Source organism: Micromonospora sp. TSRI0369, assembly GCF_001905625.1.
GTDB classification, from domain to species: Bacteria; Actinomycetota; Actinomycetes; order Mycobacteriales; family Micromonosporaceae; genus Micromonospora; species Micromonospora echinospora_A.
This window is the reverse complement of sequence record NZ_LIVU01000002.1, coordinates 738,022-762,735: the sequence shown is the minus strand read 5'-3', so window position 1 is coordinate 762,735 and position 24,714 is coordinate 738,022. Positions and strand designations below refer to the sequence as shown.

General features: G+C 74.4%; 27 protein-coding genes. 12 read left to right on the top strand and 15 right to left on the bottom strand.

What is annotated here, in order from left to right:
- Positions 1–7: 7 nt before the first annotated feature.
- The gene (gene thrS, locus AMK25_RS08750) at positions 8–2,029 is read right to left on the bottom strand and encodes a threonine--tRNA ligase (protein ID WP_073827614.1); all 2,022 of its coding nucleotides are present in this window, start codon (positions 2,027–2,029) and stop codon (positions 8–10) included.
- A 202-nt stretch (positions 2,030–2,231) separates the two neighbouring features.
- On the opposite strand from thrS, the gene AMK25_RS08745 reads away from it, so the two are divergent.
- Positions 2,232–3,434 carry a YcnI family protein gene (locus AMK25_RS08745; protein WP_241826284.1) on the top strand — a complete coding sequence of 401 codons (1,203 nt, stop codon included), beginning with the start codon at positions 2,232–2,234 and terminating at the stop codon, positions 3,432–3,434.
- A 386-nt stretch (positions 3,435–3,820) separates the two neighbouring features.
- On the opposite strand, the gene AMK25_RS08740 is transcribed toward AMK25_RS08745, so the two are convergent.
- Complete coding sequence (locus AMK25_RS08740; protein ID WP_073827613.1) at positions 3,821–4,750, bottom strand: ADP-ribosylglycohydrolase family protein; 930 nt, start codon at positions 4,748–4,750, stop codon at positions 3,821–3,823.
- A gap of 73 nt (positions 4,751–4,823) precedes the next feature.
- Between AMK25_RS08740 and AMK25_RS08735 the strand changes: the two genes are divergently transcribed.
- From AMK25_RS08735 to AMK25_RS08725, 3 genes are all read left to right on the top strand, one after another.
- The gene (locus AMK25_RS08735) at positions 4,824–5,513 is read left to right on the top strand and encodes a response regulator transcription factor (RefSeq protein ID WP_064448739.1); all 690 of its coding nucleotides are present in this window, start codon (positions 4,824–4,826) and stop codon (positions 5,511–5,513) included.
- Between the two features lie 29 nt (positions 5,514–5,542).
- The gene (locus AMK25_RS08730) at positions 5,543–6,934 is read left to right on the top strand and encodes a HAMP domain-containing sensor histidine kinase (protein ID WP_198937473.1); all 1,392 of its coding nucleotides are present in this window, start codon (positions 5,543–5,545) and stop codon (positions 6,932–6,934) included.
- A gap of 225 nt (positions 6,935–7,159) precedes the next feature.
- A complete protein-coding gene (locus AMK25_RS08725; RefSeq protein WP_073827612.1) occupies positions 7,160–7,435 on the top strand; it encodes a hypothetical protein in 276 nt (91 codons plus the stop codon).
- On the opposite strand, the gene AMK25_RS08720 is transcribed toward AMK25_RS08725, so the two are convergent.
- Both AMK25_RS08720 and AMK25_RS08715 read right to left on the bottom strand, forming a co-directional pair.
- Entirely contained in the window at positions 7,392–8,417 is a 1,026-nt protein-coding gene (locus AMK25_RS08720) for an adenosine deaminase (protein ID WP_073827611.1), read from the bottom strand. The genes AMK25_RS08725 and AMK25_RS08720 overlap by 44 nt on opposite strands.
- Positions 8,414–9,205, bottom strand: coding sequence for a trans-aconitate 2-methyltransferase (locus AMK25_RS08715; RefSeq protein ID WP_073827610.1), 792 nt, complete (start codon positions 9,203–9,205; stop codon positions 8,414–8,416). The genes AMK25_RS08720 and AMK25_RS08715 overlap by 4 nt, the downstream gene beginning before the upstream one ends.
- Positions 9,206–9,289: 84 nt before the next feature.
- Between AMK25_RS08715 and AMK25_RS08710 the strand changes: the two genes are divergently transcribed.
- A complete protein-coding gene (locus tag AMK25_RS08710; protein ID WP_073827609.1) occupies positions 9,290–10,273 on the top strand; it encodes an aldo/keto reductase in 984 nt (327 codons plus the stop codon).
- 82 nt (positions 10,274–10,355) lie between these two features.
- Positions 10,356–10,547 (top strand): hypothetical protein, encoded by a 192-nt coding sequence (locus AMK25_RS08705; protein ID WP_073827608.1) that lies wholly within the window; start codon positions 10,356–10,358, stop codon positions 10,545–10,547.
- Positions 10,548–10,639: 92 nt separating this feature from the next.
- Here AMK25_RS08705 and AMK25_RS08700 read toward each other — a convergent pair whose 3' ends face one another.
- The 7 genes from AMK25_RS08700 to AMK25_RS08670 all read right to left on the bottom strand — a co-directional run bounded on the left by AMK25_RS08700 (position 10,640) and on the right by AMK25_RS08670 (position 14,958).
- The gene (locus AMK25_RS08700) at positions 10,640–10,843 is read right to left on the bottom strand and encodes a cold-shock protein (protein WP_007075740.1); all 204 of its coding nucleotides are present in this window, start codon (positions 10,841–10,843) and stop codon (positions 10,640–10,642) included.
- A 288-nt stretch (positions 10,844–11,131) separates the two neighbouring features.
- Positions 11,132–11,404 carry a DUF4235 domain-containing protein gene (locus tag AMK25_RS08695; protein WP_073827607.1) on the bottom strand — a complete coding sequence of 91 codons (273 nt, stop codon included), beginning with the start codon at positions 11,402–11,404 and terminating at the stop codon, positions 11,132–11,134.
- Complete coding sequence (locus tag AMK25_RS08690; protein WP_073827606.1) at positions 11,401–11,742, bottom strand: DUF3618 domain-containing protein; 342 nt, start codon at positions 11,740–11,742, stop codon at positions 11,401–11,403. The genes AMK25_RS08695 and AMK25_RS08690 overlap by 4 nt, the downstream gene beginning before the upstream one ends.
- Positions 11,739–12,173, bottom strand: a complete 435-nt coding sequence (locus AMK25_RS08685) for a phage holin family protein (protein WP_073827605.1) — start codon at positions 12,171–12,173, stop codon at positions 11,739–11,741. The genes AMK25_RS08690 and AMK25_RS08685 overlap by 4 nt, the downstream gene beginning before the upstream one ends.
- A gap of 260 nt (positions 12,174–12,433) precedes the next feature.
- Positions 12,434–13,633 (bottom strand): mechanosensitive ion channel family protein, encoded by a 1,200-nt coding sequence (locus AMK25_RS08680; protein WP_073827604.1) that lies wholly within the window; start codon positions 13,631–13,633, stop codon positions 12,434–12,436.
- Positions 13,634–13,711: 78 nt separating this feature from the next.
- Positions 13,712–14,533 (bottom strand): DUF1206 domain-containing protein, encoded by an 822-nt coding sequence (locus AMK25_RS08675; RefSeq protein WP_073827603.1) that lies wholly within the window; start codon positions 14,531–14,533, stop codon positions 13,712–13,714.
- A 65-nt stretch (positions 14,534–14,598) separates the two neighbouring features.
- Positions 14,599–14,958, bottom strand: a complete 360-nt coding sequence (locus AMK25_RS08670; protein ID WP_073827602.1) for a hypothetical protein — start codon at positions 14,956–14,958, stop codon at positions 14,599–14,601.
- A 101-nt stretch (positions 14,959–15,059) separates the two neighbouring features.
- On the opposite strand from AMK25_RS08670, the gene AMK25_RS08665 reads away from it, so the two are divergent.
- Together AMK25_RS08665 and AMK25_RS08660 are read left to right on the top strand one after the other, a co-directional pair.
- Positions 15,060–16,286, top strand: a complete 1,227-nt coding sequence (locus AMK25_RS08665; RefSeq protein ID WP_073827601.1) for a cysteine desulfurase-like protein — start codon at positions 15,060–15,062, stop codon at positions 16,284–16,286.
- Complete coding sequence (locus AMK25_RS08660) at positions 16,283–16,570, top strand: GNAT family N-acetyltransferase (RefSeq protein ID WP_073827600.1); 288 nt, start codon at positions 16,283–16,285, stop codon at positions 16,568–16,570. The genes AMK25_RS08665 and AMK25_RS08660 overlap by 4 nt, the downstream gene beginning before the upstream one ends.
- A 45-nt stretch (positions 16,571–16,615) precedes the next feature.
- Here AMK25_RS08660 and AMK25_RS08655 read toward each other — a convergent pair whose 3' ends face one another.
- The gene (locus AMK25_RS08655; protein ID WP_073827599.1) at positions 16,616–18,115 is read right to left on the bottom strand and encodes a glycoside hydrolase family 3 protein; all 1,500 of its coding nucleotides are present in this window, start codon (positions 18,113–18,115) and stop codon (positions 16,616–16,618) included.
- Positions 18,116–18,254: 139 nt separating this feature from the next.
- Between AMK25_RS08655 and AMK25_RS32960 the strand changes: the two genes are divergently transcribed.
- The 4 genes from AMK25_RS32960 to AMK25_RS08640 all read left to right on the top strand — a co-directional run bounded on the left by AMK25_RS32960 (position 18,255) and on the right by AMK25_RS08640 (position 21,882).
- Positions 18,255–18,377: a hypothetical protein gene (locus tag AMK25_RS32960; RefSeq protein ID WP_255358596.1), complete on the top strand. Its 123-nt coding sequence runs from the start codon at positions 18,255–18,257 to the stop codon at positions 18,375–18,377.
- Positions 18,378–18,501: 124 nt separating this feature from the next.
- A complete protein-coding gene (locus AMK25_RS08650) occupies positions 18,502–20,133 on the top strand; it encodes a RecQ family ATP-dependent DNA helicase (protein WP_073827598.1) in 1,632 nt (543 codons plus the stop codon).
- Between the two features lie 63 nt (positions 20,134–20,196).
- Positions 20,197–20,700, top strand: a complete 504-nt coding sequence (locus AMK25_RS08645) for a hypothetical protein (protein WP_073827597.1) — start codon at positions 20,197–20,199, stop codon at positions 20,698–20,700.
- Positions 20,701–20,826: 126 nt separating this feature from the next.
- Positions 20,827–21,882, top strand: coding sequence for a helix-turn-helix domain-containing protein (locus tag AMK25_RS08640; RefSeq protein ID WP_073827596.1), 1,056 nt, complete (start codon positions 20,827–20,829; stop codon positions 21,880–21,882).
- Positions 21,883–22,045: 163 nt separating this feature from the next.
- Here the strand turns inward: AMK25_RS08640 and AMK25_RS08635 are convergent, their stop codons facing one another.
- The 3 genes from AMK25_RS08635 to AMK25_RS08625 are packed head-to-tail and all read right to left on the bottom strand — an operon-like array spanning position 22,046 to position 24,676.
- Positions 22,046–23,035: a DNA topoisomerase IB gene (locus tag AMK25_RS08635; RefSeq protein WP_073827595.1), complete on the bottom strand. Its 990-nt coding sequence runs from the start codon at positions 23,033–23,035 to the stop codon at positions 22,046–22,048.
- On the bottom strand, positions 23,019–23,978 hold the full coding sequence (locus AMK25_RS08630) for a glycosyltransferase family 9 protein (protein WP_073827594.1): 960 nt from the start codon (positions 23,976–23,978) through the stop codon (positions 23,019–23,021). Before AMK25_RS08630 ends, AMK25_RS08635 begins: the two co-directional genes overlap by 17 nt.
- Positions 23,975–24,676 (bottom strand): SDR family oxidoreductase, encoded by a 702-nt coding sequence (locus tag AMK25_RS08625; protein WP_073827593.1) that lies wholly within the window; start codon positions 24,674–24,676, stop codon positions 23,975–23,977. The genes AMK25_RS08630 and AMK25_RS08625 overlap by 4 nt, the downstream gene beginning before the upstream one ends.
- Positions 24,677–24,714: the final 38 nt, after the last annotated feature.

Genomic DNA, 24,714 nt, shown 5'->3' with positions numbered 1-24,714 from the left:
GGCGATCCTACGATCCGGCCCGCTCGGCGGCAGGACCGGCGTTGGTGCGCGACTCCACCACCTCGCGCACGTGCGCGACCGCTTCGTCGACCGGTACGCCGTTGCGCTGCGAGCCGTCGCGGTAGCGGAACGAGACGGTGCCGGCGGCCACGTCGTCGTCCCCGGCGATCACCATGAACGGGATCTTCTGCTGCTGCGCGTTGCGGATCTTCTTCTGCATCCGGTCGTCGCCCAGGTCGACGTCGGCGCGGATGCCGTGCCGGCGCAGCGTCGCGGTGAAGTCGGCCAGGTAGTCGCCGTGCTCCTCGCGGATCGGGATGCCGACCACCTGCACCGGCGCCAGCCAGGCCGGGAACGCGCCCGCGTAGTGCTCGGTGAGCACGCCGATGAACCGCTCGATCGACCCGAACTTGGCGCAGTGGATCATCACCGGCTGCTGCCGGGTGCCGTCGGCGGCCTGGTACTCCAGCCCGAAGCCCTTCGGCTGGTTGAAGTCGTACTGGATGGTTGACATCTGCCAGGTGCGGCCGATCGCGTCCTTGGCCTGCACGGAGATCTTCGGGCCGTAGAACGCCGCGCCGCCCGGGTCCGGCACCAGCTCCAGGCCGGTCTCCAGCGCGCACTGCTCCAGCACGGCGGTGGCCGTTGCCCAGTCGGAGTCGGAGCCGACGAACTTGTCCGGCCGGGAGTCGTCGCGGGTCGACAGCTCCAGGTAGAAGTCGTCGATGCCGAAGTCGCGCAGCAGGCTGAGCACGAAGCCGAGCAGGTGCTTGATCTCGGCCGGCGCCTGCTCCTTCGTGCAGTAGGAGTGCGAGTCGTCCTGGGTGAAGCCACGCACCCGGGTCAGGCCGTGGATCACGCCCGACTTCTCGTACCGGTAGACCGACCCGAACTCGAACAGCCGCAGCGGCAGCTGCCGGTAGGACCGCCCGCGCGACCGGTAGATCAGGTTGTGCATCGGGCAGTTCATGGCCTTGAGGTAGTAGTCGCTGCCCTCCATCTCCATGGGCGGGAACATCGTGTCCTTGTAGTAGGGCAGGTGTCCCGAGGTGTGGAAGAGACCTTCCTTGGAGATGTGCGGCGTGCCGACGTAGTCGAAGCCCTCCTCGATGTGGCGCGCCCGGACGTAGTCCTCCATCACCCGCTTGAGCACGCCGCCCTTGGGGTGGAAGACCGGCAGACCGGAGCCGATCTCGTCGGGGAAGCTGAACAGGTCGAGGTCCGCGCCGAGCTTGCGGTGGTCGCGGCGGGCGGCCTCCTCCAGGAGCTTCAGGTACGCCTTGAGCTCGTCGCGGGTCGGCCACGCGGTGCCGTAGACGCGCTGGAGCTGCGGGTTCTTCTCCGACCCGCGCCAGTACGCGGCGGCCGAGCGCATCAGCTTGAACGCGCCGATCAGCCGGGTGTTCGGCAGGTGCGGGCCCCGGCACAGGTCGGACCAGCAGACCTTGTCCTCGTTCGCGGCGAGGTTGTCGTAGATGGTCAGCTCGCCGCCGCCCACCTCCATCACCTCGGAGGAGTCCAGCCCCTCCCCCTTGACGTCGATCAGCTCCAGCTTGTACGGCTCGGCGGCCAGCTCGGCCCGCGCCTCGTCCAGGTCCGCGAACCGGCGACGGCGGAACCGCTGGCCGGACTTGACGATCTCCTGCATGCGCTTCTCGAGCTTGGTCAGGTCCTCCGGCTGGAACGGCTTGTCGACGCCGAAGTCGTAGTAGAAGCCGTTCTCGATCGGCGGGCCGATGCCGAGCTTCGCCTCCGGGAAGACGTCCTGCACCGCCTGGGCCAGCACGTGCGCGGTGGAGTGGCGCAGCACGTTCAGCCCGTCCGGGCTGTCCAGCGCGACCGGCTCGACAGCGACCTCCTCGGCCGGACGCCAGTCCAGGTCGCGCAGCTGGCCCTGCGGGTCGCGGACCACCACGATCGCCTTCGGCCCGCTCATCGGCAGTCCGGCCGCGGCCACCGCGTCGGCCGCCGTCGTCCCGGCGGCGACGACGACGGGGTCGGCCACGACGGGGGTACGGGGTGCGGACACGGTGACTCCTAGTCGTCGACGGTACGGATGGGCCGGTGACCGGCCCCTGCGATGCTATCGGTCGCCCCGGCGCGGGCCGCCGCCGACGCCGCTGCCCGCCGGTAACGAGTTCGGCAGGCGTTGAACCTTTTCGCCCCGCCGCCCGAACTACCAGGTGGGGCCGGAGCCGGTACCGGCCCCGTCGAGATGGATGGGGGCGACGATGAGGATGACCCGTCAGGGCCGGTGGGCGGCGGCGCTGCTGGCCGCCGTGCTCGCCGGAGCGGTGAGCTGGCCGGGCGCGGCGAGCGCGGCCGGGGTGACCGTCACGACCTCACCCGCCGAGGTACGCCAGGGCGACGCGATCCAGTTGTCGGTGGTGGTGCCGGCGGACCGGCCCGGCAGCCGCACCACCAAGATCGAGCTGACCATGCCCCCGGACGCCCCGATCGGCGAGGTGTACCCGCTGTCCGTGCCGGACTGGGCGCCCACCATCACCACCCGCACCCTGGACCAGCCGGTCCCCGGCATGCACGCGGCCGAACTGAACCAGGTGACCCATGCCGTGACCTGGCTGCGGGTGCCCGGCACCGGCAGCGGAGCGGCCCAGCTGCCACTCGGCATGGGTCCGATGCCCGCCACCGACCGGCTCACGTTCACAGTGGTCCAGACGTACGCCGACGGCACAGTCGTGCGGTGGGCCGACCCGGCCGGCGGCAAGCACCCGGCGCCGACTGTCGAACTGCTGCCGCCGCTGCCGGGCACCATGACGCACAACGGCGACCCCGGTACGAACGGCGGCGCGCACAGCGGTCACGGCGCGGCGGGCGGCGCCCAGGGCGGTGTTCCGGGCGGTGTCCAGAACGGCGCTCCGAACGGCGCGGCGCCGGCGGCCGGCGCGGCAGACGACGGGCCGAGCGCGGACCTGCTGCTCGGCGGCGGCCTGCTCGCCGGACTGGCCGGCGGGGCGGCGATCGGCTGGCTGCTCAGCCGCCGCCGGCGTGACACCATGACGCTGCCGCCCGACGACAGCCCTACCCCGGACGACAGCCTTTCCCCCGACGCGCCCGCCGCGACCGAGCGCCCGGACGAGGACAACCGCTCCGACTCCCCCGAGCGTGCCGTCGCCCCCGCCCCAGCCGCCGACCCCCCAGCGCACGACTCGCCCTCCAGCGGCCCGTCACCGGACTCGCCCTCCAGCGGCCCGTCACCGGACTCGCCCTCCAGCGGCCCGTCACCGGACTCGCCCCGCAGCGGCCCGTCATCGGACTCGCCCGTCGGCGACCCGGCACCCGATTCACCCCACGGCGGCTCGGAACCGCATTCGTCCGGCGGCGACCCGGCACCGGATTCGCCCGATTCGGGGAGCGCCGCGCACCCGCTCGGCGAACCCGTCCCCGCTGGTGGTGCGCGCCGGAAGGCATGATCGACTCCACTTCGCCGAGGTGGCTGCATCCCACCCCCGTCGACCCCGCCACCTCCCCGAGGTGGCGCGCGTCCCCGGTCATCACCGACCGTGACCCACACCTGTTCGGGGAGATTGCCGCAACCTGCACCCGTTGACCCCGCCACCTCCCCGAAGGGGCCCGCGTGCCCGGCCACCACCAACCATGATCCACACCTGCTCGGGGAGGTTGCCGCATCACGCTCCCCTTGACCCCGCCACCTCGCCGAAGTGACGCGCGTGCCCCGGCCACCACCAACCGTGATCCACACCAGCTCGGGGGAGTTGCGACATCACGCACCCCTCAAGCCCGCCACCTCGCCGAAGTGGCCCGCATTCCCGGTCAGGACGAACGGAAAGGCGGGCGGTCAGGCGGGGGTGGTGACCCAGCCGGGGAGCGGCTCGCGCGCGGTCAGCCAGTCCTCCGGGACGCCGCCGGGCCCGCCGACCCCGGTGTACGCGGCCACGGTCCCGCCCACGATCGCGGCCGTGGTGTCCACGTCGCCGCCCGCCTCCACGCAGGCGCGGATCGCGGCGGGATAGTCGTGCAGCAGCGTGGCGGCGACCCAGAGCGTGAACGGGACGGTGTCCTGCGCGGTGACCCGCGAGCCGTTGCCGAGCGCGTCGGCCACCTGGGCGGCCGGATGACCGAGCAGCGTGGCGGCCCGGCGTACCCCCCGGTGCACCTCGCCGGCCGGGTCGAGCGCCCCGGCGACGGCGGTGAGCAGCCGGGCCGGCTCGGGGCGGTCGCCGTCGAGGCGGGCGCGGGCGGCCAGCGAGGCGGCCACCGCGACCGCCACCGCGCCGGCGACGCCCTCCGGGTGGGCGTGGGTCACCTCGGCCGAGGCGCGGGCCTGCTCGGCGGCGCGCCGGGTGGAGTCGGCGTGCCAGGCGCCGAGCGGCGCGACGCGCATGGCCGCGCCGTTGCCGCAGGAGCCCTGCCCGTCGAACGCGGACGCGGCGGCCACCGGCCACGGCGTGCCGGTGCGGATCAGCCGCAGCACCGTCACCGCGCCCGGCCCGTACCCCCGGTAGGGCTCGCAGCGCTGCGCGAACGCCAACGCCAGCCGGTCGGAGTCGATCCGCCCGGCGGCGGCCAGCTCGGCCACGACGGAGCAAGCCATCTCGGTGTCGTCGGTCCACTCCCACGGCGGCGCGGGCAGCCGGCCGGCGGCGAGGTCGTCCGGGCGCCGGCCGGGGACGAAGAACTGGGAGCCGAGGGCGTCGCCCACCGACAGCCCGGCCAGCGCGTCGCGGGCGAGCGTGAGGCGGGTGTCGGGGAAGAGCGTGAACGTCATCGCCGTCCCAGCTTGCCCGCTTCGCCGGACCGCCGCAACGCGACCGGCTTGCCACACCTTGTACGGTGCTGACGTGGCAACCGTCCTGCTGGTCGAAGACGACCACGTCGTGCGCGGCGCCATGCTGCGGTCGCTCACCGACCGGGGGCACGCGGTGCACGCCGTCGGCACCGCGCTCGACGCGCTGCGCCGGGTCGCCGCGGAGACGCCCGATCTCGTGGTGCTCGATCTCGGCCTGCCCGATCTGGACGGCTCGGACGCGCTGCGCATGCTGCGCGGCATCACCGACGTGCCGATCATCATCGCCACCGCCCGCGACGACGAGCAGTCGGTGGTGCGGCTGCTGCGGGCCGGCGCGGACGACTACATGGTCAAGCCGTTCACCGGCGCTCATCTGGACGCCCGGATCACCACTGTGCTGCGCCGGGCCGGCCGGGCCAGCCGTACCGTCGCGCCGGCCGTGCACACGGTCGGCGGCCTGCGGGTCGACGTGGGTGAGCGCAGCGCGGTGCTCGACGGGGAGCCGCTGGCGCTGACCCGCAAGGAATTCGACCTGCTGGCGTATCTCGCCGCGCGTCCCGGCCGGGTAGTGTCCCGGCGGGAACTCTTGGAGGAGGTATGGCGGCAGCCATCGGTCGGCGAGGACCAGACCATCGACGTGCACCTGTACTGGCTCCGCCGCAAAATGGGCGAGTCCGCGGCGAAGCCGCGCTACCTGCGCACCGTGCGGGGGGTCGGCTTCCGGCTGGTGGCGCCGGACTGAGGCTGTCGCTGGCCGCGCTCACGGCCGGCATGTGCAGCCTGGTCGCGCTCGCCTTCCTCATTCCGCTCGGGCTCACCCTCGCCGACCGGTCCCGGGAGGCGGAGCTGGCCGACGCCGCGCGCCGCGCCGCGCTGGTGACCGGCGCGCTGGCGGTGAGCACCGACACGGCGGCTGTCGAACGGGCGGTGGTGGCCGCGGCCGGCGGCGACCCGGCGCTGCGCCCTGTCGTGCACGGCATCGGGGCGGACGAGTCCGCCGGCCGGGCCGACGCGGCAGCGCTCGCCGACGCCGCCGAGCAGCGGCGTTCGGTGGTGACCGAGGTGGACGGCGGGGTGCTGCGGCTGGACCCGGTGGTGCTCGGTGAGCGGGTCGCCGTGGTGGAGGTCTTCGTACCCGACGAGGTGCTCGACGACGGCGGCGGCGGACGCTGGCTGCTGCTGCTCGCGGTGGCGCTGGCGCTGGTCGGCGCGGCGGTGGTGGTGGTCGACCGGGTGGCGGCCCGGGCCGTGGACGCCACCGGCGACCTGGTCAAGGCGGCGCTCGCGGTCGGCGACGGCGAGCTGGGGGTACGGGTCGAGCCGACCGGCCCGCGCGAGCTGGCCGAGGCAGGGCACGCGTTCAACCGGATGACGGAACGGCTGGTGGCGTTGCGCGCCGACGAGCACGAGCTGGTCGCCGACCTGTCGCACCGGCTGCGTACGCCGCTGACCGCGCTGCGGCTGGACGCCGAGGCGCTGGAGTCCGACGACACGAGCATCGGCACGTTCAGTGAGGCGGAGCTGGACCGGCGGCGTGGCATCCGGCGGATCCGGCAGGCGATCGTCACGCTGGAGGGCGAGGTCGACCAGCTGATCAAGACGACCCGCAAGGCGGTGAGTCAGGAGTCGGCTCCGGCGTCGTGCGACGTCAGCGAGGTGGTGCGGGACCGGATGGTGTTCTGGTCGGCGCTGGCCGGGGACCAGAACCGGCCGCACCGGGTGGTCGGGGCGCAGTTGCGCATCCCGGCGCCGGTGCCCCGCGCAGAGTTGGCCGCCGCGCTGGACGCGGTGATCGGCAACGTGTTCCGGTACACGCCGCAGGGCACCGCGTTCGAGGTGGCGGTGAGCCGCCGGGACGGCTGGGTGGCGATCCGGATCGACGACGCCGGGCCGGGCATCCCGAACCCGGACCGGGCGCTGCGCCGGGGCGAGAGCGACCAGGGCTCCACCGGGCTCGGGCTGGACATCGCCAAGCGGGTCGCGTTGCAGGCGAACGGTTCGGTGAGCATCGACCGGGCCCGGCTCGGCGGGGCCAGCGTGGTGATGCTGCTGGCCGACCCGGACGCGGCGCCCCGGCCGGTGAACCGGTTCGGGCTGGTCGGCCGGATGGCCCGGGACGCCCGCGAGCCGCGTGCCGGACGGCGCTGGCCGCGCCCGCGCTGACGCCCTGGCTGTGGGGCGGCGCAAGTTCTCCTTAAAGGTGGTTTAACGACGGCCGGGAAACCGCCGTGAACTGCCAGGATTACCGACAGAACCCATCAGTTCCGTCGGCCGGGACGCCCCGTAACACCTTTCGGCCGACGGATCGGTGCGCGCGACGGGAGTTCGGTCCCCCCACACCTCGCTCCCGTCGCGCGCTCTCCCGTCGCTCCGGGTGAGGTGACCGTCATGACGCCGACCGTCGGCCGTCTGCTCCGCTGGGCCGCCGTTATCGGCCTGGGCGTCGCCCTCACGCTCGCCTTCTGGCAGGACCCGGTGCTCGCCCACGGCCCGGTCCGGCCCGCGGCTGTGGCGTCCGGCCCCGCCGCCGCGCTGTCCGCGCTGGCCCTGGCCGGGGTGATGCTGACCGCGCGGCGCCGGCCGCCGCGGGGATCCCGGCGACCGACGCCCGTACGGCCGCTCAGCGTGCCGCGCTCGCCCGGTACGCGTCGATCTCGGCGCTGATCCGGGCCTGCTCGGCCGGGGCCAGGAACGCCGCGGCGACCGCGTCGCGGGCCAGCGCGGCGACGCCGTCCGGGCCGAGTCGCAGCAGCCGGGCGGCCACGGCGTACTCGTCGTTGAGGGTGGTGCCGAACATCGGCGGGTCGTCGGAGTTGATGCTGACCGGCACGCCGGCCTCCACGATCCGGGGCAGCGGGTGCGCGTCGAGGCTGGGCACGGCCCGGGTCCGCACGTTGGAGGTCGGGGAGATCTCCAGCGGGATCCGCCGCTCGGCCAGGTAGGTGAGCAGCGCGGGGTCCTGCGCGGCGGAGATGCCGTGGCCGATCCGCTCGGCGCCCAGCTCGCGCAGCGCGTCCCAGACGGTTTCCGGGCCGGTGGTCTCGCCGGCGTGCGGCACCGAGCGGAGCCCGGCCGCGCGGGCCTGGTCGAACCAGGGCTTGAACTGCGGCCGGGGCACGCCGATCTCGGGGCCGCCGAGGCCGAAGCTGATCAGCCCGTCGGGCCGCTCGTCGAGCGCGATCCGCAGCGTCTGCTCGGCGGCGGGCAGGCCGGCCTCGCCGGGGATGTCGAAGCACCAGCGCAGCGCGATGCCGAAGTCGGCCTCGGCGCGCTTGCGGGCGTCCTCGATCGCCTCGCAGAACGCCGGCGCCGGGATGCCCCGGTTGACGTGCGAGTACGGCGTTACCGTCAGCTCGGCGTACCGGACCTGCTGGCGGGCCAGTTCCCGGGCGACCTCGTGGGTGAGCAGCCAGACGTCGTCGGCGTCGCGGATCAGGTCGACGACGCTGAGGTAGACCTCGATGAAGTGGGCGAAGTCGCGGAACGCGAAGTAGTCGGCGAGCGCCTCCGGGTCGGCCGGCACCGGGCTGCGCCCCTCGTGCCGGGCCGCCAGCTCGGCGACGATCCGGGGCGAGGCGGAGCCGACGTGGTGCACGTGCAGCTCCACCTTGGGCAGTCCGGCGATGAAGGTGGGCAGGTCGGTCACGAGTTCTCCTCTGCGCGGGCGCCGGTGCGGGCCACCATGAAGATCCGGCGGAACGGGAAGTACACCAGACCCTGCCGCACCGGGTACGCCTGCGCGAGCCGTACCCCCAGCTCGGCGCGGAAGGCGTCCCAGCCGGCGGGGTCCAGCGCGGCGCGGACCGGGCGCAGCGCCGTGCCCTCCATCCAGGCCAGCACCGGGTGGTCGGCGCCGGCGGCGGGCAGCAGGTGCACGTACGTAGTCTCCCAGGTGTCGGCCGCGCAGCCGGCGTCGGCGAGCAGCGTGGCGTAGCCGACGGGCTCGTCGACGGGCGCCTCGCGCAGCTTGCCGGCGAGCGCGTCCCGCCACCGGTCCTGGGCGGCGACGGAGCGCAGCAGCCGGTGCGAGGGCGCGTCGAAGTTGCCTGGTACCTGGAACGCCAGCCAGGCGCCGGCCGGCAGCTCGGCGGCCCAGCGGCGGAGCAGGTCGCGGTGTTCCGGCACCCACTGGAGCACCGCGTTGCCGACCAGCACGTCCACGTCCGGCCCGGGCCGCCAGTCGCGGAGGTCGGCGACGGCGTAGCCGGCCGGGCCGCCCTCGGCGTTCGCCCGCGCGATCATCTCCGGGGAGGAGTCGAGGCCGGTGACGCGGCTGCCGGGCCAGCGGTGGGCGAGCGTGGCGGTGAGTGTGCCGGGGCCGCAGCCGAGGTCGACCACGGCGCGTGGCCGCTCGGCGCCGACCCGGGCCAGCAGGTCGTGGAAGGGCCGGGAGCGCTCGTCTCCGTAGCGCAGGTAGGTGTGTGGGTCCCACATGACAGCCTCCAAACCGTACGTACGTCTTGTTGGACCGTACGGCCCGCCGCGCGCCACGGCAAGCGGCTCACTAGGCTCGGCCGGGTGGAACAGCGCAGCTTCGACCGGCTCGGCCGGCACGTCGGCATCATCGGACTCGGCGCGTGGCAGCTCGGCGCGGACTGGGGCGAGGTCAGCGAGGACGCGGCGCTCGCCGTGCTGGCCGCCGCCGTCGACGCCGGCGTCACCTTCCTGGACACCGCCGACGTGTACGGCGACGGACGCAGCGAGGCGCTGATCGGCCGGTTCCTGCGCTCCCGCCCCGGGCACGGGCTCACGGTGGCCACCAAGATGGGCCGCCGGGTGGAGCAGACGCCGGAGGCGTACACGCTCGACAACTTCCGGGCCTGGACCGACCGGTCCCGGGCCAACCTCGGCGTCGACACGCTCGACCTGGTGCAGCTGCACTGCCCGCCCACCGCGGTCTTCGCCGACGACCGGGTCTTCGACGCGCTGGACACGCTGGTCGCCGAGGGGCGCGTGGCCGGGTACGGCGTCAGCGTGGAGACCTGCGACCAGGCGCTCACCGCCATCGCCCGGCCCGGCGTGGCGAGCGTGCAGATCATCCTCAACGCGGTCCGGCACAAGCCGCTGGAGCAGGTGCTGCCGGCCGCCGCTGCCGCCGGGGTGGGCATCATCGCCCGGGTGCCGCTCGCCAGCGGTCTGCTCTCCGGCCGCTACGACGAGAACACCACGTTCCCGGCGAACGACCACCGCACGTTCAACCGGCACGGCGAGTCGTTCGACGTCGGCGAGACGTTCTCCGGCGTCGACTACGACCTGGGCCTGGCCGCGGTGCGCCGGCTCGCGCCGCTCGTCGGCGACGACCGCACGATGGCGCAGTTCGCGCTGCGCTGGATCCTCGACCAGCCCGGCGTGACAGTGGTGATCCCCGGCGCCCGCTCGCCCGAGCAGGCACTGCGCAACGCCGAGGCGGCCGGCCAGCCGGCACTGACCGAAGTGGAGCTGGCCGCGGTGCGGGCCGCCTACGACGAGCTGATCCGCCCGCAGGTGCACGACCGGTGGTGAGCCGGACGGCCGGCGCGGCGTCGCCGGCCGCCCGCGCCGCCGGGCATGCTGGAGCGGAACTGTCGTCGTCGGAGGGGGAACGATGAGGGGTTGGTTCCGGCTCACAGTGGGGCTGCTCGCCGTGGTGCTGGGCGCGTTGTGGACGGTGCTCGGGCTCGGGTACGTCGAGGGCAGCGTCCTGAGCGACGAGCGGAGCTGGGTGTACGTGGGCGTGGCGCTGATCCTGATCGGACTCGCCGGGCTGTGGTGGGGCATGCGGGCCCGACGTCGCTGAGGCGGCGCGGCCGGGCACGGCGAAGCCCCGCCTCCCGTGCGGGACGCGGGGCTTCACGACGCTCCAGCCGGCGTGACCGGCGCTGCGTCAGCTCAGATGGGGCGGACCTGCTCGGCCTGCGGACCCTTCTGACCCTGGGCGATCTCGAACTCCACCCGCTGGTTCTCCTCCAGCGTGCGGTAGCCGCTGGTCTGGATGGCCGAGAAGTGGACGAACACGTCAGCACCCCCGCCGTCGACGGTGATGAAGCCGAAGCCCTTGTCAGCGTTGAACCACTTCACGGTTCCCTGCGCCATGTCTATCTCCTTCTAAAACTGGCGGCCGAGCACGCCGTGCGGCCGATTGGCCGTTTTCGAGCAGCGGCGCCTGAGACAGCCCCCAGTACCGGAGACTTCGCTCAACCCACGCGTCTCGCAACAGCGTGAGAAAGCAAACCACGTACGCAAAAACTTCGCACAGCCTAGCCGACGAAATTCTCCGACATGTGACCTGAAGGTCGCGCCGACAGCGCTGCGCGGCCCCGCCGGAGCCATGCGAAAGGCCCCTTCCCCGCGCTCGGGAAAGGGGCCTTTCCGGCCTTTTTCTCAGTCCGGCCAGCGACCGGTGAGCCGGCGTACGCCGACCGCTCCACCCCTGTCGACGGCGGCCCGCACCACCGAGAAGATCGCCCCCTGCAGGGCCGCGGCGGCGAGCACTTCGCCCCAGCGGCGCTCCTCGTCGGTGGCGCTCGGCGCCTCGCCGTCGCCCGCCGTCAACTTCCAGACCTGGCGGAAGATCATGCCGGCGACGGTACCGGCGGCCAGGCCGAGCAGTACCCCCACCGGCTTGTACGCCGCCTTGCCGACCTTCCCGCTCACCTGCGCCTCCCTCGGACGATCGCCAGCACCACCACTGTCACCAGTGCGCCGGCCGCGATGGCCGCCCACGGCAACGGATTGCGCCCGACCGCCTCACCCTTCTCGTACGCCTGCGCCCGGACCAACCGGGCCCGCTGGGCCGCGCGACCGCGCACCCGGGCCGCGGTCAGCGACGCCTGCTCGCGCATCCGCGCCTTCGCCTGCTCCGCGGAGTGCCGCACCAGCGCCTTCGGGTCGGCCCTGGCCGCGAGCAGCTCCACCGTCTCACCGAGTTCCACCCGGGTCCGGCGGATCTCCTCCCGGAGCGCCGCCACGTCCCCGGTTCCGTTGCCGGTCATGCCCGTCTCCCGTCCTTCACCGCGGCGGTGACCGTGTCGACGTCCGCCCGCACGCTGCGGACGGCCGCCTCGGGCACCGGCGGGACGGCACGGCTGACCTGCTTCTTGCCCACCAGCGCCAGAATCCCGGCGAGCAGGAACAACGCCACCGCCACGATCAGGGCCGCCAGCCACGCCGGCATGACCAGCGCCAGCAGCAGGATCACGGTGGCGACCAGGGCGCCGGCGCCGTAGAGCGCCATCACCCCGCCGCCGCCGAACAGACCGATCCCGATCCCGGCGTGCTTGCCCTTCTGGGTCAGTTCCGCGCGGGCCAGCGCCAGCTCGTCCCGTACCAGACGGGTGACCTGCTCGGTGGCGCGCTGGACCAGTTCCGCGGTGGACGGCTCGTGCCCGGTCCGGGACGTGCTGCGACTCGCGACGTCAGCCATGCTGTCCTCCTTTCGTCATCACCGCGCTGTATGCCCGGAGTCGCCGCCCGTCAATCCTGCGCGGCGCGGCCGGTCCGCCCGGCCGCGCGCCGCCGGAGCCCGGTGCCCACGAGCACCGGATCCGGGGCGTGCGCACCACGTCCCCCGCAACGGGCCGGGCAAACCCGTCCGGCCCGAAAGTCCCCGAAAGCTCCCCCTCCGCACGCGGGGAGCCCTCGGCGCCGGTGGGCGGCCGAGGGCTCCGATCGGGGTACGCGAGGTCAGCGACGCGCCTCGGCGTGCTCCTCCCGGCTGCCCACGAACACCTCGCTGCGGGCCTCGCCGTCGTCGCTGCCGCCGAAGACCCGCGCGTCGTCGGGCGCCTCGGTGCCGGCCGGGCGGCGGACCGGGCGGCGCGGCTGCGCCGCCTGCCAGGGCAGCGGGCCTGCGGCGTCGCCCACCTCGGCGCGCAGCCGGGGCAGGGCGGTCGGGCGCTGGTCGCGTACCCAGGTCACCAGGTGCTCGCGGACCAGGCAGCGCAGGTCCCACAGGCTGCCCGCGTCGGCGGCGCTGACCAGCGCGCGGACCTTGACCATGCCGCCGGTGGCGTCGGTCACCTGGAGCACGCAGACCCGCCCGTCCCACAGCTCGGTGCCCTCGCACAGGCGGCGCAGCTCCTCCCGCATCGCCTGCACCGGGATGGCCCAGTCCAGGTCGAACTCGGCGGTGCCGAGCACCGCCGCCTCGGTGCGGGTCCAGTTCTGGAACGGCCGGCTGGTGAAGTACGAGGTGGGCAGGATCAGCCGGCGGTCGTCCCAGATCTGCACCACCACGTAGCTGAGCGTCAGCTCTTCGATCCGGCCCCACTCCCCCTCGACCACCACCACGTCGTCGAGCCGCACCGCGTCGCTGAACGCGAGCTGGAGACCGGCGAAGACGTTGCCGAGCAGGCTCTGCGCGGCCAGCGCGGCGACCGCGGCGATCACACCGGCGGAGGTCAGCACACCGGCGCCGACGCCGCGTACGGCCGGGAACGTCATCAGCATGACGCCGACGGTGAGGATCACGATCACCGCGATGGTCAGCCGGCGCAGCAGCACCACCTGGGTACGCACCCGGCGCGCGTGCCGGTTGTTGGGCACGTCCACCCGGAACCGGGCCAGCGCGGTGTCCTCCGCCACCACCAGCAGCGAGGCCACCAGCCAGGCGGTGGCGGCGATCATCGCCAGCACGAGCGTGTGCAGCACGAACTGCCGCCACGGGCTGCCGACCGCGTACAGGGTGGTGAACCGCACCGCGATCTGCACCGCGACCACTGTGGCGGCCACCTGGAACGCGCGGTGCGAGTGCTCGGTCAGCTCGGTCATCAGCAGCGAGCGGCGCCCGAGCCGGCGGGTGACCCGGTGCACCACCTGGGCCAGCACCAACGCGATCGCCGCCGCGGCGAGCGCGGCGGCGATGGTCACGACGTAACTCTGCACTAACTCTCTCTCCCTCCGACCGGGCGGAATCGGGCGCAAAGGCCCAATGGTGCCCGGCGGCCCGGGTATCGACCAGGATCAGACCTTGCGGTACCGGGACTGGAAGAAGCAGTAGACGCCGAACGCGGCGATGCCGAGCGCCATGAGCGCCAGCAGCCACGGCCCGTACGACTGGTCGCGCAGCGTCCGCAGGGCGGCATCCAGGCCGCGCGCCTTCTCCGGGTCGTAGTTCACCGCGGCGACGACGACCAGCACGCCGGCGATGGCGAACACGCCACCCCGGGCGGCGTACCCGGCCATGCCCAGGCGGCGGGTGAGCTGGCGGGTCTTCGGGCTCATCTCGCCGGTCTTGAGGTTGCGCTCGAACTTCTTCTTCAGGCCGTAGATCACCATGCCGACGCCGAGCGCGGCGAGCGCCAGGCCGGCCAGCCCGACCAGCCACCGGCCGCCGTCGGAGGCCATCAGCTTCTCGGAGAGCTGCTGCTGCTGGTCCGAGGCGTTGGAGCTGGCGTCCTGGAAGACCTGGATCGCGGTCCAGCCCAGCCAGACGAAGACGACCACCCGGACCGCCGAGGCGATCCGTTCGAACAGTCGTTCCTTGCCGGTCTTGGAGACGTGGCCGGAGATCGCTTCGAATGCCTGCCAGATCGCCATGGCGAACAGGCCGACAGCGACGGCGATCAGGAGGAACTTCCCGAGCGGCTGTTCACCGAGGGTGCGCAGCGCGCCGTTCTGGTTTCCCTCCTCGCCCGAGTTACCGAAGGCGATCTGCAGCGCCAACCAGGCGAAGAGGAGGTGCACCACCCCGTATCCGATGAATCCGGCACGGGTCAACAGTTCGAGCCACCGGCTGTTTCGAGCCTGGGAGGCGGTGGCTCCGGCATTCCGGGTGAGAGACATGAGCCCTCAATCTCCCGGCGGGCGATTTTCCAAACGTCTCCCCCGCCGGGAGCGGCCGAAACGGATCAGCCGTTGAGGTCGCGGGCGACCCGCAGCACCACCTGCTGGTCGGTGACGCTGTCCAGGCTGACCTGGAAGCCGGCGACCTCGGTGGCCTGCTGGCCGACGGTCAGGGAGAGCTGTTCCCCGGCGACCTCGACGGTGACCTGGTCGCCCTGGGCGCTGACCAGCTTCGCCTCGACGCCGAGGATGCGGGCGCTGGCCTCCACGCCGCGGTCGAAGGTGATCGTGCAGGCGTCGAGGCCGCAGTCGGTCTCGGCGCCCTCGGAGCTGCATCCGGCGAGCAGTGCGGCGCCGAGCGCGAGCCCGGCGAGCAGACCGGCGGCGCGGCGGGCGGGGGCGGAGGTGGCGCGTCGGAGGGTCACCCGTCCAAGGATAGGCGGCATGCGCCACCGTGCCGTCGCGCCCCGGGGCCCGCGACGGCCACGCCGGGCGGTGTCTGCGAGGTGCGCGCTAGGGTGCCGGAATGGCTTTCGACGTCGCCCGGGTCCGGGCCGCCTATCCCGCTCTGGGCGAGGGCTTCGTCCACTTCGACGGCGCCGGGGGCACCCAGACCGCCGCCGGCGTGATCGAGGCGGTGACCGGCGCCATGCGCGCCGCCACCGGCAACCGCAGCACGGCCTTCGTGCCCGGCCGCCGGGCCCTGGAGCTGGTCGCCGGGGCGCGGGCCGCGGTCGCCGACCTGCTCGGCGCGCAGCCGTCGGGCGTGGTGCTCGGTCCGAGCGCCACCGCGCTGACGTACACCCTGGCGCGGACGCTCGGCGCCGGCTGGCGGCCGGGCGACGAGGTGGTGGTCTCCCGGCTGGACCACGACGCGAACGTCCGGCCCTGGGTGCAGGCCGCGCAGGCGGCCGGCGCCACGGTGCGCTGGGCCGAGTTCGACCCGGTGACCGGCGACCTGCCCGCCGGCCAGTACGCCGACCTGGTCACCGAGCGCACCCGGCTGGTCGCGGTGACCGCCGGCAGCAACGCGATCGGCACGGTGCCGGACGTGGCGGCGATCGCCAAGACCGCGCACGCGGCCGGCGCGCTGGTCTGCGTCGACGGCGTGCACTCGGTGCCGCACGGCCCGACCGACCTGGCCACGGTCGGCGCGGACTTCCTGGTGACCAGCGCGTACAAGTGGTCCGGGCCGCACCTGGCGGCGATGGCCGCCGACCCGGCGCGGTGGGAGCAGCTGCGCCCGGCGAAGCTGATCCCCTCCGCCGACGCGGTCCCGGACCGGTTCGAGTACGGCACGCCGAGCTTCCCGCTGCTGGCCGGGGTGACCGCAGCGGTGGACCACCTGGCCGGCCTGGATCCGTCCGCGACCGGCGACCGCCGGGAGCGGGTACGCGCCGGGCTGGCCGCCGCGCAGGCGCACGAGGAGGCGGTCTTCGACCGGCTGCTCGCCGGGCTGACCGGCCGGTCGTTCGTGACCGTCTACGGGACGCCGGCCCGGCGCTGCCCGACGGTGTCGTTCCGGGTGGCCGGCCGGTCCCCGGCCGAGACGGCGGCGGCGTTGGGCGAGGCGGGCCTGTGCCTGTCGCACGGCGACTACTACGCCTACGAGTACTTCCGCACCATGGGCCTGCGCGCGGACGGCGGCGCGGTCCGGGCCAGCGTCTACCACTACAACACGGTCGAGGAGGTGGACCGGCTGCTGGCCGAACTGGACCGGCTGGCCGGCCCCGGAGGGAGAATGATCCGGTGAGCTTTCAGGTCGAGGACAACCCCGCCAAGCGGCGCTTCGAGATCCTGGTGGACGACGCGCTGGCCGGGTTCGCCGCGTACACCCCCGGCGACGGGGTGCTGGTCTTCACCCACACCGAGGTCGACAACCGGTTCCAGGGTCAGGGCGTCGGCGCGGCGCTGGTCCGGGGCGCGCTGGACGAGGTCCGCGCCCGGGGCGGCCGGATCGTGCCGAGCTGCCCGTTCGTGGCTGCGTTCGTCAAGCGTCACCCCGAGTACGCCGACCTGGTGGTCGACCCGGAGTGAGGCCCGGGACGGCCGGGGGACCTCCCCACCCGGCCGGCCCGGGAGTCAGCGGGCGCCGGTGAGCACTTCGGCGGCGGCCCTCGCCGCGGCGGCGGTGGCGCCGTGGGTGGCCAGGTGCACCGCGCCGGTGACCAGCTCGGGCACGCCCAGTTCGACGACCACCGCGTCCGGGCGCGCGGCGAGCGCCCGGCGCACCGCGTCCCGCATCCAGTCGTGCCGGTGCAGGTCGCGCACCACCAGCACGAGCGGCCGTCCGGCCGGCACGTCGCCCGGGTCGGCCGGTACGGCGTCGGCGGCGTAGCGGGCGGTGGTGGTGCCCGGCGCCAGGTGGGTCAGGGGCGCGGCGATCCCCCACGGCGTCTCCTCGCCGATGGCGATGTTGCGTGGCGGCGCGAACTCCACCACGTGCGCCGGCCCGGCCAGCGGCAGCAGCGCGGCGTCGCCGCTGACCCGTACCGCCCGGCGGGCGGCGGCCAGCCCGATCGGTGAGCCGTCGGCCGGTGGCGTGCCGGTGACCCGGCGGGCGCGGGCGGCGACGCTCCAGGCGGCGAGCTGACCGACGCGCTTGGCCGCCTCGGCGAGCCGTTCCTCGGGCAGCTCCCCGCTGATCACCGCGGCGACGATCGCGTCGCGCAGCTCGCGGGCGTCGGCCTCGGTGGCCCGTTCCCCGCCGACGCAGATCGCGTCGGCGCCGGCGACGAGCGCGCGCACCGCCGCGCCGGTGAAGCCGTACCGGTCGGACACCGCCCGCATCTCCACCGCGTCGGTGACCACCACGCCGCCGAAGCCCATCTCCTCGCGCAGCAGGCCGCCCAGCACGCGCGGGCTGAGCGTGGCGGGCAGCTCCGGGTCCAGCGCCGGCACCAGCAGGTGGCCGGTCATCACCGCCTGCGCCCCGGCTGCCACGGCGGCCCGGAACGGGGCCAGCTCGACCGCGTCGAGGCGGGCCCGGTCGCCGCCGATGCGGGGCAGGTCGTGGTGCGAGTCGACCCGGGTGTCGCCGTGTCCGGGGAAGTGCTTGGCGCAGGCGGCGACGCCGCCGGACTGCAGGCCGCGTACCCAGGCGGCGGTGTGCCGGGCGACCAGGTCCGGGTCGGCGCCGAACGCGCGTACGCCGATGACGGGGTTGGCCGGGTTGGAGTTGACGTCGGCGTCCGGGGCGTAGTTCAGCGTGACGCCGACGGCTGCCAGTTCGGCGCCGAGGTCCCGGGCGACCTCCTCGGTCAGCGCCGGGTCGTCGACCGCGCCGAGCGCGTAGTTGCCGGGCCGCGAGCTGCCCCGGGCGGATTCGATCCGGGTGACGTCGCCGGCTTCCTCGTCGATCGCGACGATGACGTCCGGCCGTTCGGCGCGCAGGTTCGCGGTGAGCGTGGCGACCTGCTCGTGGTCGACGACGTTGCGGGCGAACAGGACGACCGAGCCGAGTCCTTCGCCGAGCCAGCGGCACACCCACGGCGGCGGCGTGGTGCCGACGAACCCCGGTTGCAGGACGGCGGCGGCGAGCGCCGCCAGGTCTCCGGTCGATCCCTCGGTCCGCTCGCTCATGTGCTGTCGTACCCCCGTCTCCCCCACGGACCCGCCGGGGCCGGCGGGTGCTGCCATGGTCACACCGCGCAGCTAAATAGTCAACAATCCTTACTGTTAGCCGCTGGCGCCCCGCGACCACCCGTGGGAGAGTTCCCACATGTCCGCCCTGCCGCTCGCCGACGCCACCAGCGCCGCCGACATCCCCGGCGTACGCCTGCTCGGCCTGATCGTCGGCGGCCTGTTCCTGCTGATCGCGATCCGGGCCATGTTCCGCCGCTGAGCCCGCGCCGGCCGGGTCGGGTCCGCGCGCCCAGCCAGGGCGCGGGCGGTGGCCACGGCTCGCGCGGGGCGTGAGCGGCGGTAACGGTTTCGCGCGGGATCGCCGGGGGTAGCTGAGGCGCTTGATGAAACTGACCACGCACTCCTCCAGCCTGCGCCGGGCGGCGCGGAACCTGTTCGGCTGGACCGCGCTGCGGCCCAACCAGCTCGCCGCCATGCGCGCCGTCATGAAGCGCCGCGACGCCCTGGTGGTGCTGCCCACCGGCGCCGGCAAGTCGGCGATCTACCAGATCCCGGCCAGCCTGATCCCGGGCCCGACGGTGGTGATCTCCCCGCTGCTGGCGTTGCAGCAGGACCAGATCGCCGCGCTCAACGAACGGCAGCGTCCGGAGCTGCGCGCGGTGCGGATCAGCTCGGACGAGAGCGCAGCCCAGCAGGCCGAGGCGATCGAGGACATCCGGGCCGGGCGCGCGGAGTTCCTGTTCATCACGCCGGAGGCGCTGAGCAACCCGGACCGGCTCGCCGAGGTCCGCGAGCTGAAGCCGGCGCTGGTGGCGATCGACGAGGCGCACTGCATCTCCGCCTGGGGCCACGACTTCCGGCCGGACTACCTGGCGCTGGGCCACCTGATCGACGGCCTGGGCCGACCGCCGGTGGTGGCGCTCACCGCCACCGCCTCCCCGCCGGTACGCGACGACATCATCGCCCGGCTGCGGCTGCGCGAGCCCGAGGTGGTGGTCTCCGGGCTGGACCGGCCGAACCTCTTCCTGGAGGTGGCCCACTGCCCCACCGACGACTACCGGTGGCGGCGGCTGATCGCGTTGCTGCGCGACGACGAGCGGCCCGGCATCATCTACGTGCCGACCCGCCGGGCAGCCGAGGAGCTGGCCGAGCGGCTCACCGGCGCCGGTTTCCCGGCCGAGTTCTACCACGGCGGCATGCCCACGGCGGCCCGGCACGAGCTGCACGAGGCGTTCCTCGCCGACCGGGTGCCGATCATGGTGGCCACGTCGGCGTTCGGCATGGGCATCGACAAGCCGAACATCGCCTGGGTGGTGCACATGGCGCTGCCCGACTCGCCGGACAGCTACTTCCAGGAGATCGGCCGCGCCGGGCGCGACGGGTCGCCGGCCCGGGTGCTGCTGCTGTGGCGCGCCGAGGACGTCGGCCTGCAGCGCTACTTCAGCGGCGGACTGCCGGACGAGAAGGAACTGGCCGAACTGGCCGCGGTGCTGCGCGGCAAGGCCCGCAACCGCAAGGAGCTGCGCGAGCTGACCGGCCTCGGTCCGCGCAAGCTGGGCCAGTACCTGTCCCTGCTGGAGCAGATCGGCGCCGCCGAGCCGCGGGCCGGGCAGCGCATCGGCGCGCCCCGGTACGCGCCGGAGGCCGCCGAGTCGGGCCGCGCGGCGCTCGCCGAGGCGGAACGGCAGCAGACAGTGACCCGCTCGCGTACCGACATGATGCGCGCCTTCGCCGAGACCACCGGCTGCCGCGGCCAGGCCCTGCTGGCGTACTTCGGCGAGCAGATGCAGAAGGTCTGCGGGCACTGCGACAACTGCCACGCCGGCACCAGCGTGGCCGCCGACGGCGCGGTCGGTCCGTTCCCCGTGCACAGCCAGGTGCGCCACCCGGAGTGGGGCGCCGGCCTGGTGCTCAGCTACGAGGAGGACCGGATGACGGTGCTCTTCGACGAGGTCGGCTACAAGACGCTCTCCGTGCCAGTGGTGTCCGAACAGGGACTGCTGGAACTCGACTAGCCTGACCCGGGCGCCGCGGCGGCGCCCGTCGACAACGACGACCACGGCGAAAGGGGCCTGATCGTGATCGAGCAGCCGGCGTACACCCGGTTCGGCGTCTCCGACGAGGAGTGGGGGCTGCTGGTGGGACTGCCGCAGTCGGTGCTCACCGCGGCGGCCGCCGCCGAGTCCGACGGCACCCGCCGCACCATGGCCGAGAACGCCGCCGGGCTGGAGACCATCGCCGCCGGCCGCGAGTCGGCGAGCCCTCTCGTCGCCGCGGTGGCCGGCGAGATCGTGTCCCGGGTCGGCGACCCGGAGACCGGCGCGGAGCTTCCGGTGCTCACGCCGCAGGACCCGAAGGCGATGATCGAGGACGTGCTGGCCCGGGCCGGTCAGGCCGCCGCGCTGCTCGCCGCCCGGGTGGACGAGGGCCAGGCCGGGGCGTACCGGCACTGGCTCGTGGACATCGCCGAGCAGGTGGTGGGCGCGGCGTCCAGCGGCGGCCTCCTGGGCCTCGGCGGCGACACGGTGACCGACTCCGAGCGCCGGTTCCGCGACCGGCTGGCCCAGGTGCTGAACGACTGAACGGACTGCTAACAGAAGGCTCGCCCGTCCGTCAATGACGGACGTCACGGCCCCACGGGTGTCGCTTTCCGGCCCCGTGGGGCGTCCTGGTTTTAACAGGTGTGACAAAACCACGGGGGTGGGTTGATGGACGGCAGGCTGCGCCGGCAGGTGCTCGACACGGAAGTTCTGCCACCACGGGAGCGCTTCGGCACGTGGCTGGACATGATGGCCAGCAGCCCGACGCCGCTGCGGGTGCACACCGCGCACGCCGACGACTTCGTCGCGCGGGCCGAGTTCGTCGAGCTGGGCCGGCTGCGGCTCATCCGCTACCGCTATCCGTCGGTGGACTGCGTCCGCACCTCGAAACTGATCCAGCGCTCCGACCCGGACTACTACCTGCTCGCGCTCACGCTCACCGGGACCAGCCAGGCCGACCAGGCGGGACAGCGGGCCCGCTGCCGCCCCGGCGACCTCACCTTCTACGACTGTTCCCGCCCGCACGAGGTCAGCCACCACGCCGACCCGGCCGGGCCCGCGTACGCCCGCTCGATCGTGGCCCTGATGCCGTACAACGCGCTGCCGCTGCCGCGCCGCCGCCTCGCTCCCCTGTTCGCCGGGCGGATGTCCGGCTCCGAGGGCGTCGGCGGCCTGCTCGCCGACTTCCTCATCCGGGTCACCGGTCACCCTGAGCAGTACCACGCGGCCGACGCCGAGCGGCTGGGCGGGATCGGCCTGGACCTGATCGCCACGCTGCTCGGCCGCAACCTGGTCTCCGAGGAGGCGGTACCCACCGAGATCCGGCGGCGCGCCCTGCTCGCCCAGGTGCGCTCGTACGTGGAGCAGCACCTCGGCGACGCCACGCTGGACCCGGGCCGGATCGCCGACGCGCACCACATCTCGGTGCGCTCGCTGCACCGGCTCTTCGAGGACGAGGAGACCACTGTCGCGGCGTACATCCGTGACGAGCGGCTGGCCCGGTGCCGCCGCGACCTCGCCGACCCGGGCCTGAGCGACCGTTCGATCCAGCTCATCGCCGCCCGCTGGGGCTTCCGGGACAAGGCCCACTTCAGCCGCGCGTTCCGGGCCGCGCACGCGGAGACGCCGCAGGCATACCGGACCCGTCACCTGGAACCGGCACGGATCGTCAACACCACGGCATCCGCAGTCAACTCGGCGCGGACATACTTGACGCAGGGCTGACACCGCTCATGGCGGCAGCCCACGGGTAACGGGGGGCCGTGGCGTGGCGTCCGCGGCGGCCCGGCCGCGGGCGGCCGCCAGACGGCGGTCTCCCGCATCCGCGCCCGCCGAGGTTTCCGGCCCCGTCGCGCTTCCCCCCAGGACCGACGGGGCCGGTCAGCGGTCAGCCGGCCTCCTCCTCCAGCAGCGCCAGCACGGACTTCTCCACCGCCTCGCGCGGCATCTCCGGCTGCACCGGCGCCAGCACCCCGTCGTGGTAGAGGTCCACCACCCGCGGGTCCACGTAGGAGGCCCGCGCCACCGTCGGGGTGTTGCCGAGCAGCTCGGCCACCGAGCGCATCACCGCCGCCACCGCGCGCCTGCGGGCGGTGGCGGAGCGCTGCGGGCCCACTGTGGCCAGCTCGGCCGCGGCCAGCACGGTGGCGTGCCAGGTGCGGAAGTCCTTCGCGGTCATCTCCCCGCCGCTGGCGTCGCGCAGGTAGTCGTTCACCTCGTCGCTGCGCACGTCGCGCCAGGACCGGCCGTCCCAGTAGCCGAACAGCCGCTCCTGGGCCCTCCGTCGCCGGCGCAGGTTGAGCAGCACCCGGCACAGCTCCGCGTCCTCGATCCGGCGGACCTGCTCGATGCCGCCCTTGGCGGGGAACTCGAGGACCACGCACCCGCCCCGGGAGCGGGTGTGCTCGGGGCGCAGCGTGGCCACCCCGAAGGTCGGGTCGTCGCCGGTGGCGTACTGGTCGCTGCCGACCCGGAAGGCGCCCATGTCGAGCAGCCGGGCGACGGTGGCCAGCACCCGCTCCCGGCGCAGGCCGCGCAGCGTCAGGTCGTGCGTGACCCGGTCCCGCAGCGCGGGCAGCCGGTGCGCCACCTCCAGCACGTGGTCGAACTTCGCCTCGTCGCGCTTGCGCCGCCAGTGCGGGTGGTAGAGGTACTGCTTGCGGCCCGCCGCGTCGATGCCGATGGCCTGGATGTGGCCGTTCGGGTACGGCGAGATCCACACGTCCTGCCAGGCCGGCGGGATGACCAGCTCCCGCAACCGGGCCAGTTCCTCGGCGTCGCGCACCGGCTCGCCGGCCGGGTCGAGGAACAGCCAGCCCTTGCCCCGCCGCCGGCGCGCGTACCCCGGCCGGCCCGGATCGCTACGCCGCAACCGCACCGGATACCCGTTCCACAGCGGCCACCGCAGCCACCACCTCGTCGATCCCGATGGCATTCAATGTCGGGTGGCTTCCTACCCCGCGTGACCCGGTCAAATCGCGGTTGACGGGGGTGGCCTCGATCGCACCCAGCGCGCGGTGCCGGGGCCGGTCCGCCGGTGGACCCCAGTGCGCGGCCGGCACCGGCCCGAACAGCACCACCGAGGCGGTGCCGTAGCCGGTGGCGAGGTGCGCCACGCCGGTGTCCCCGCTGACCACCAGCCGTGCGCCCGCGACGAGCGCGGCCAGCTCGGCCAGCCCGGTCCGGCCGGCCAGCACCGCCTCCGGCGGCAGCCCGCCGTCGCGGGCGACCCGCTCGGCCAGCGCCCGCTCGCCGGCCGCCCCGGTGACCGCCACCCGGTGGCCCCGCGCGGTCAGCTCCCGGGCCAGCCCGGCGAACCGCTCCGCCGGCCAGCGCTTCGCCGGGATCTTGCCGCCCGGGTGCAGCAGCGTCATCCCGGCCGGTACGCCCACCGCCGCCGGGCGGCGCAGCGCCAGGTCTCCCGGGTCGGCCGGCAGGCCGTACGCGTGCAGCAGCCGGCACCACCGGCGGACCTCGTGCTCGTCGTCGTCCCAGGCCGGGCCGTCCGGATGACCGGCCGCCGGATTGCGGTAGGCGAGCGTCCGGGCGGGCCGGACGGCGGCCAGCGCCCGGTGCGACTGCGGTCCCCGCCCGTGCAGGTTGACAGCCACCTCCGGCGGTGGCCCGGTCCACCCGATCCGGTCCGGCCCGGTGGTCGGCAGGACCCGGTCGACCGCCCCGGTCAGCTGCGCCAGCGGCGCCAGCCAGTCCGGGGCGGCGAGCACGAGTTCCCGGCCCGGCAGGCCGGCGCGCAGGCCGCGCAGCGCCGGCACGGCGGTGGCCAGGTCGCCGACGCCGAGCGCCCGCAGCACCAGGATCACGGGTACGAGGACTCCTGCGCGGCGCAGACGACCATCTCGCGTACCGCGCAACCGGCCGGCTGGGACAGCGCGAACATGACCGCGGCGGCGGTGTCGGACGGCTCGTTGAGCACCGCGTCCGGGCCGGGGCGGTACTGCGCGTCCCGCTCGTCGAAGAACGCGGTGCGCATCCCGCCCGGGATCAGCAGCGTCACGCCGACCGCGCCGGCCAGCTCGGCGGCGAGCGCCCGGGTGAAGCCCACCACCCCGAACTTCGCCGCGCAGTACGCCGTCGCGTCGCTCACCGCCTTGACGCCCAGCGTCGAGGCCACCGTGACGATGTTGCCGCGGGACGCCTCCAGCCAGGGCAGCGCGGCCCGGATCACCGCGGCCGTGGCGAGCAGGTCCACGGTGACGATCCGTTCCCAGGTCTCCGCCGGGACGTCGGCCAGCTTCCCCGGCACGTCCATGCCGGCGGCGGTGACCACGGCGTCCAGCCCGCCGGAGCGTTCCGCGAGATCGCGGGTGGCGGCCTCGGCGGCGCGGGTGTCGGCCAGGTCGCACTCGGCCCAGGGCACCCCGTCGGCGGGACGCTGCCGGTCCAGCACCAGCGGGCGTCCACCGGAGCGGGCCACCGCGGCGACCACCGCCGCGCCGAGCCCGCTCGACCCGCCGGTGACCAGGACCGAGGGCCCGGCTCCGGGAGCGGGGGCGCTCATGCCGCCGCCCGCGCGACCGCGCCGGAACGGATGCGTCG

Bases quoted from the DNA above. Each gene is read 5' to 3' on its own strand.
- AMK25_RS08745 (WP_241826284.1), top strand. From the start codon at position 2,232: ATGAGGATGACCCGTCAGGGCCGGTGGGCGGCGGCGCTGCTGGCCGCC.
- AMK25_RS08650 (WP_073827598.1), top strand. From the start codon at position 18,502: ATGAAACTGACCACGCACTCCTCCAGCCTGCGCCGGGCGGCGCGGAAC.
- AMK25_RS08625 (WP_073827593.1), bottom strand. From the start codon at position 24,676: ATGAGCGCCCCCGCTCCCGGAGCCGGGCCCTCGGTCCTGGTCACCGGC.
- AMK25_RS08640 (WP_073827596.1), top strand. From the start codon at position 20,827: ATGGACGGCAGGCTGCGCCGGCAGGTGCTCGACACGGAAGTTCTGCCA.
- AMK25_RS08665 (WP_073827601.1), top strand. From the start codon at position 15,060: ATGGCTTTCGACGTCGCCCGGGTCCGGGCCGCCTATCCCGCTCTGGGC.
- AMK25_RS08715 (WP_073827610.1), bottom strand. From the start codon at position 9,205: ATGTGGGACCCACACACCTACCTGCGCTACGGAGACGAGCGCTCCCGG.
- AMK25_RS32960 (WP_255358596.1), top strand. From the start codon at position 18,255: ATGTCCGCCCTGCCGCTCGCCGACGCCACCAGCGCCGCCGACATCCCC.
- AMK25_RS08675 (WP_073827603.1), bottom strand. From the start codon at position 14,533: ATGTCTCTCACCCGGAATGCCGGAGCCACCGCCTCCCAGGCTCGAAAC.
- AMK25_RS08705 (WP_073827608.1), top strand. From the start codon at position 10,356: ATGAGGGGTTGGTTCCGGCTCACAGTGGGGCTGCTCGCCGTGGTGCTG.
- AMK25_RS08655 (WP_073827599.1), bottom strand. From the start codon at position 18,115: ATGAGCGAGCGGACCGAGGGATCGACCGGAGACCTGGCGGCGCTCGCC.
- AMK25_RS08700 (WP_007075740.1), bottom strand. From the start codon at position 10,843: ATGGCGCAGGGAACCGTGAAGTGGTTCAACGCTGACAAGGGCTTCGGC.
- AMK25_RS08690 (WP_073827606.1), bottom strand. From the start codon at position 11,742: ATGACCGGCAACGGAACCGGGGACGTGGCGGCGCTCCGGGAGGAGATC.
- AMK25_RS08740 (WP_073827613.1), bottom strand. From the start codon at position 4,750: ATGACGTTCACGCTCTTCCCCGACACCCGCCTCACGCTCGCCCGCGAC.
- AMK25_RS08685 (WP_073827605.1), bottom strand. From the start codon at position 12,173: ATGGCTGACGTCGCGAGTCGCAGCACGTCCCGGACCGGGCACGAGCCG.
- AMK25_RS08730 (WP_198937473.1), top strand. From the start codon at position 5,543: ATGTGCAGCCTGGTCGCGCTCGCCTTCCTCATTCCGCTCGGGCTCACC.
- AMK25_RS08725 (WP_073827612.1), top strand. From the start codon at position 7,160: ATGACGCCGACCGTCGGCCGTCTGCTCCGCTGGGCCGCCGTTATCGGC.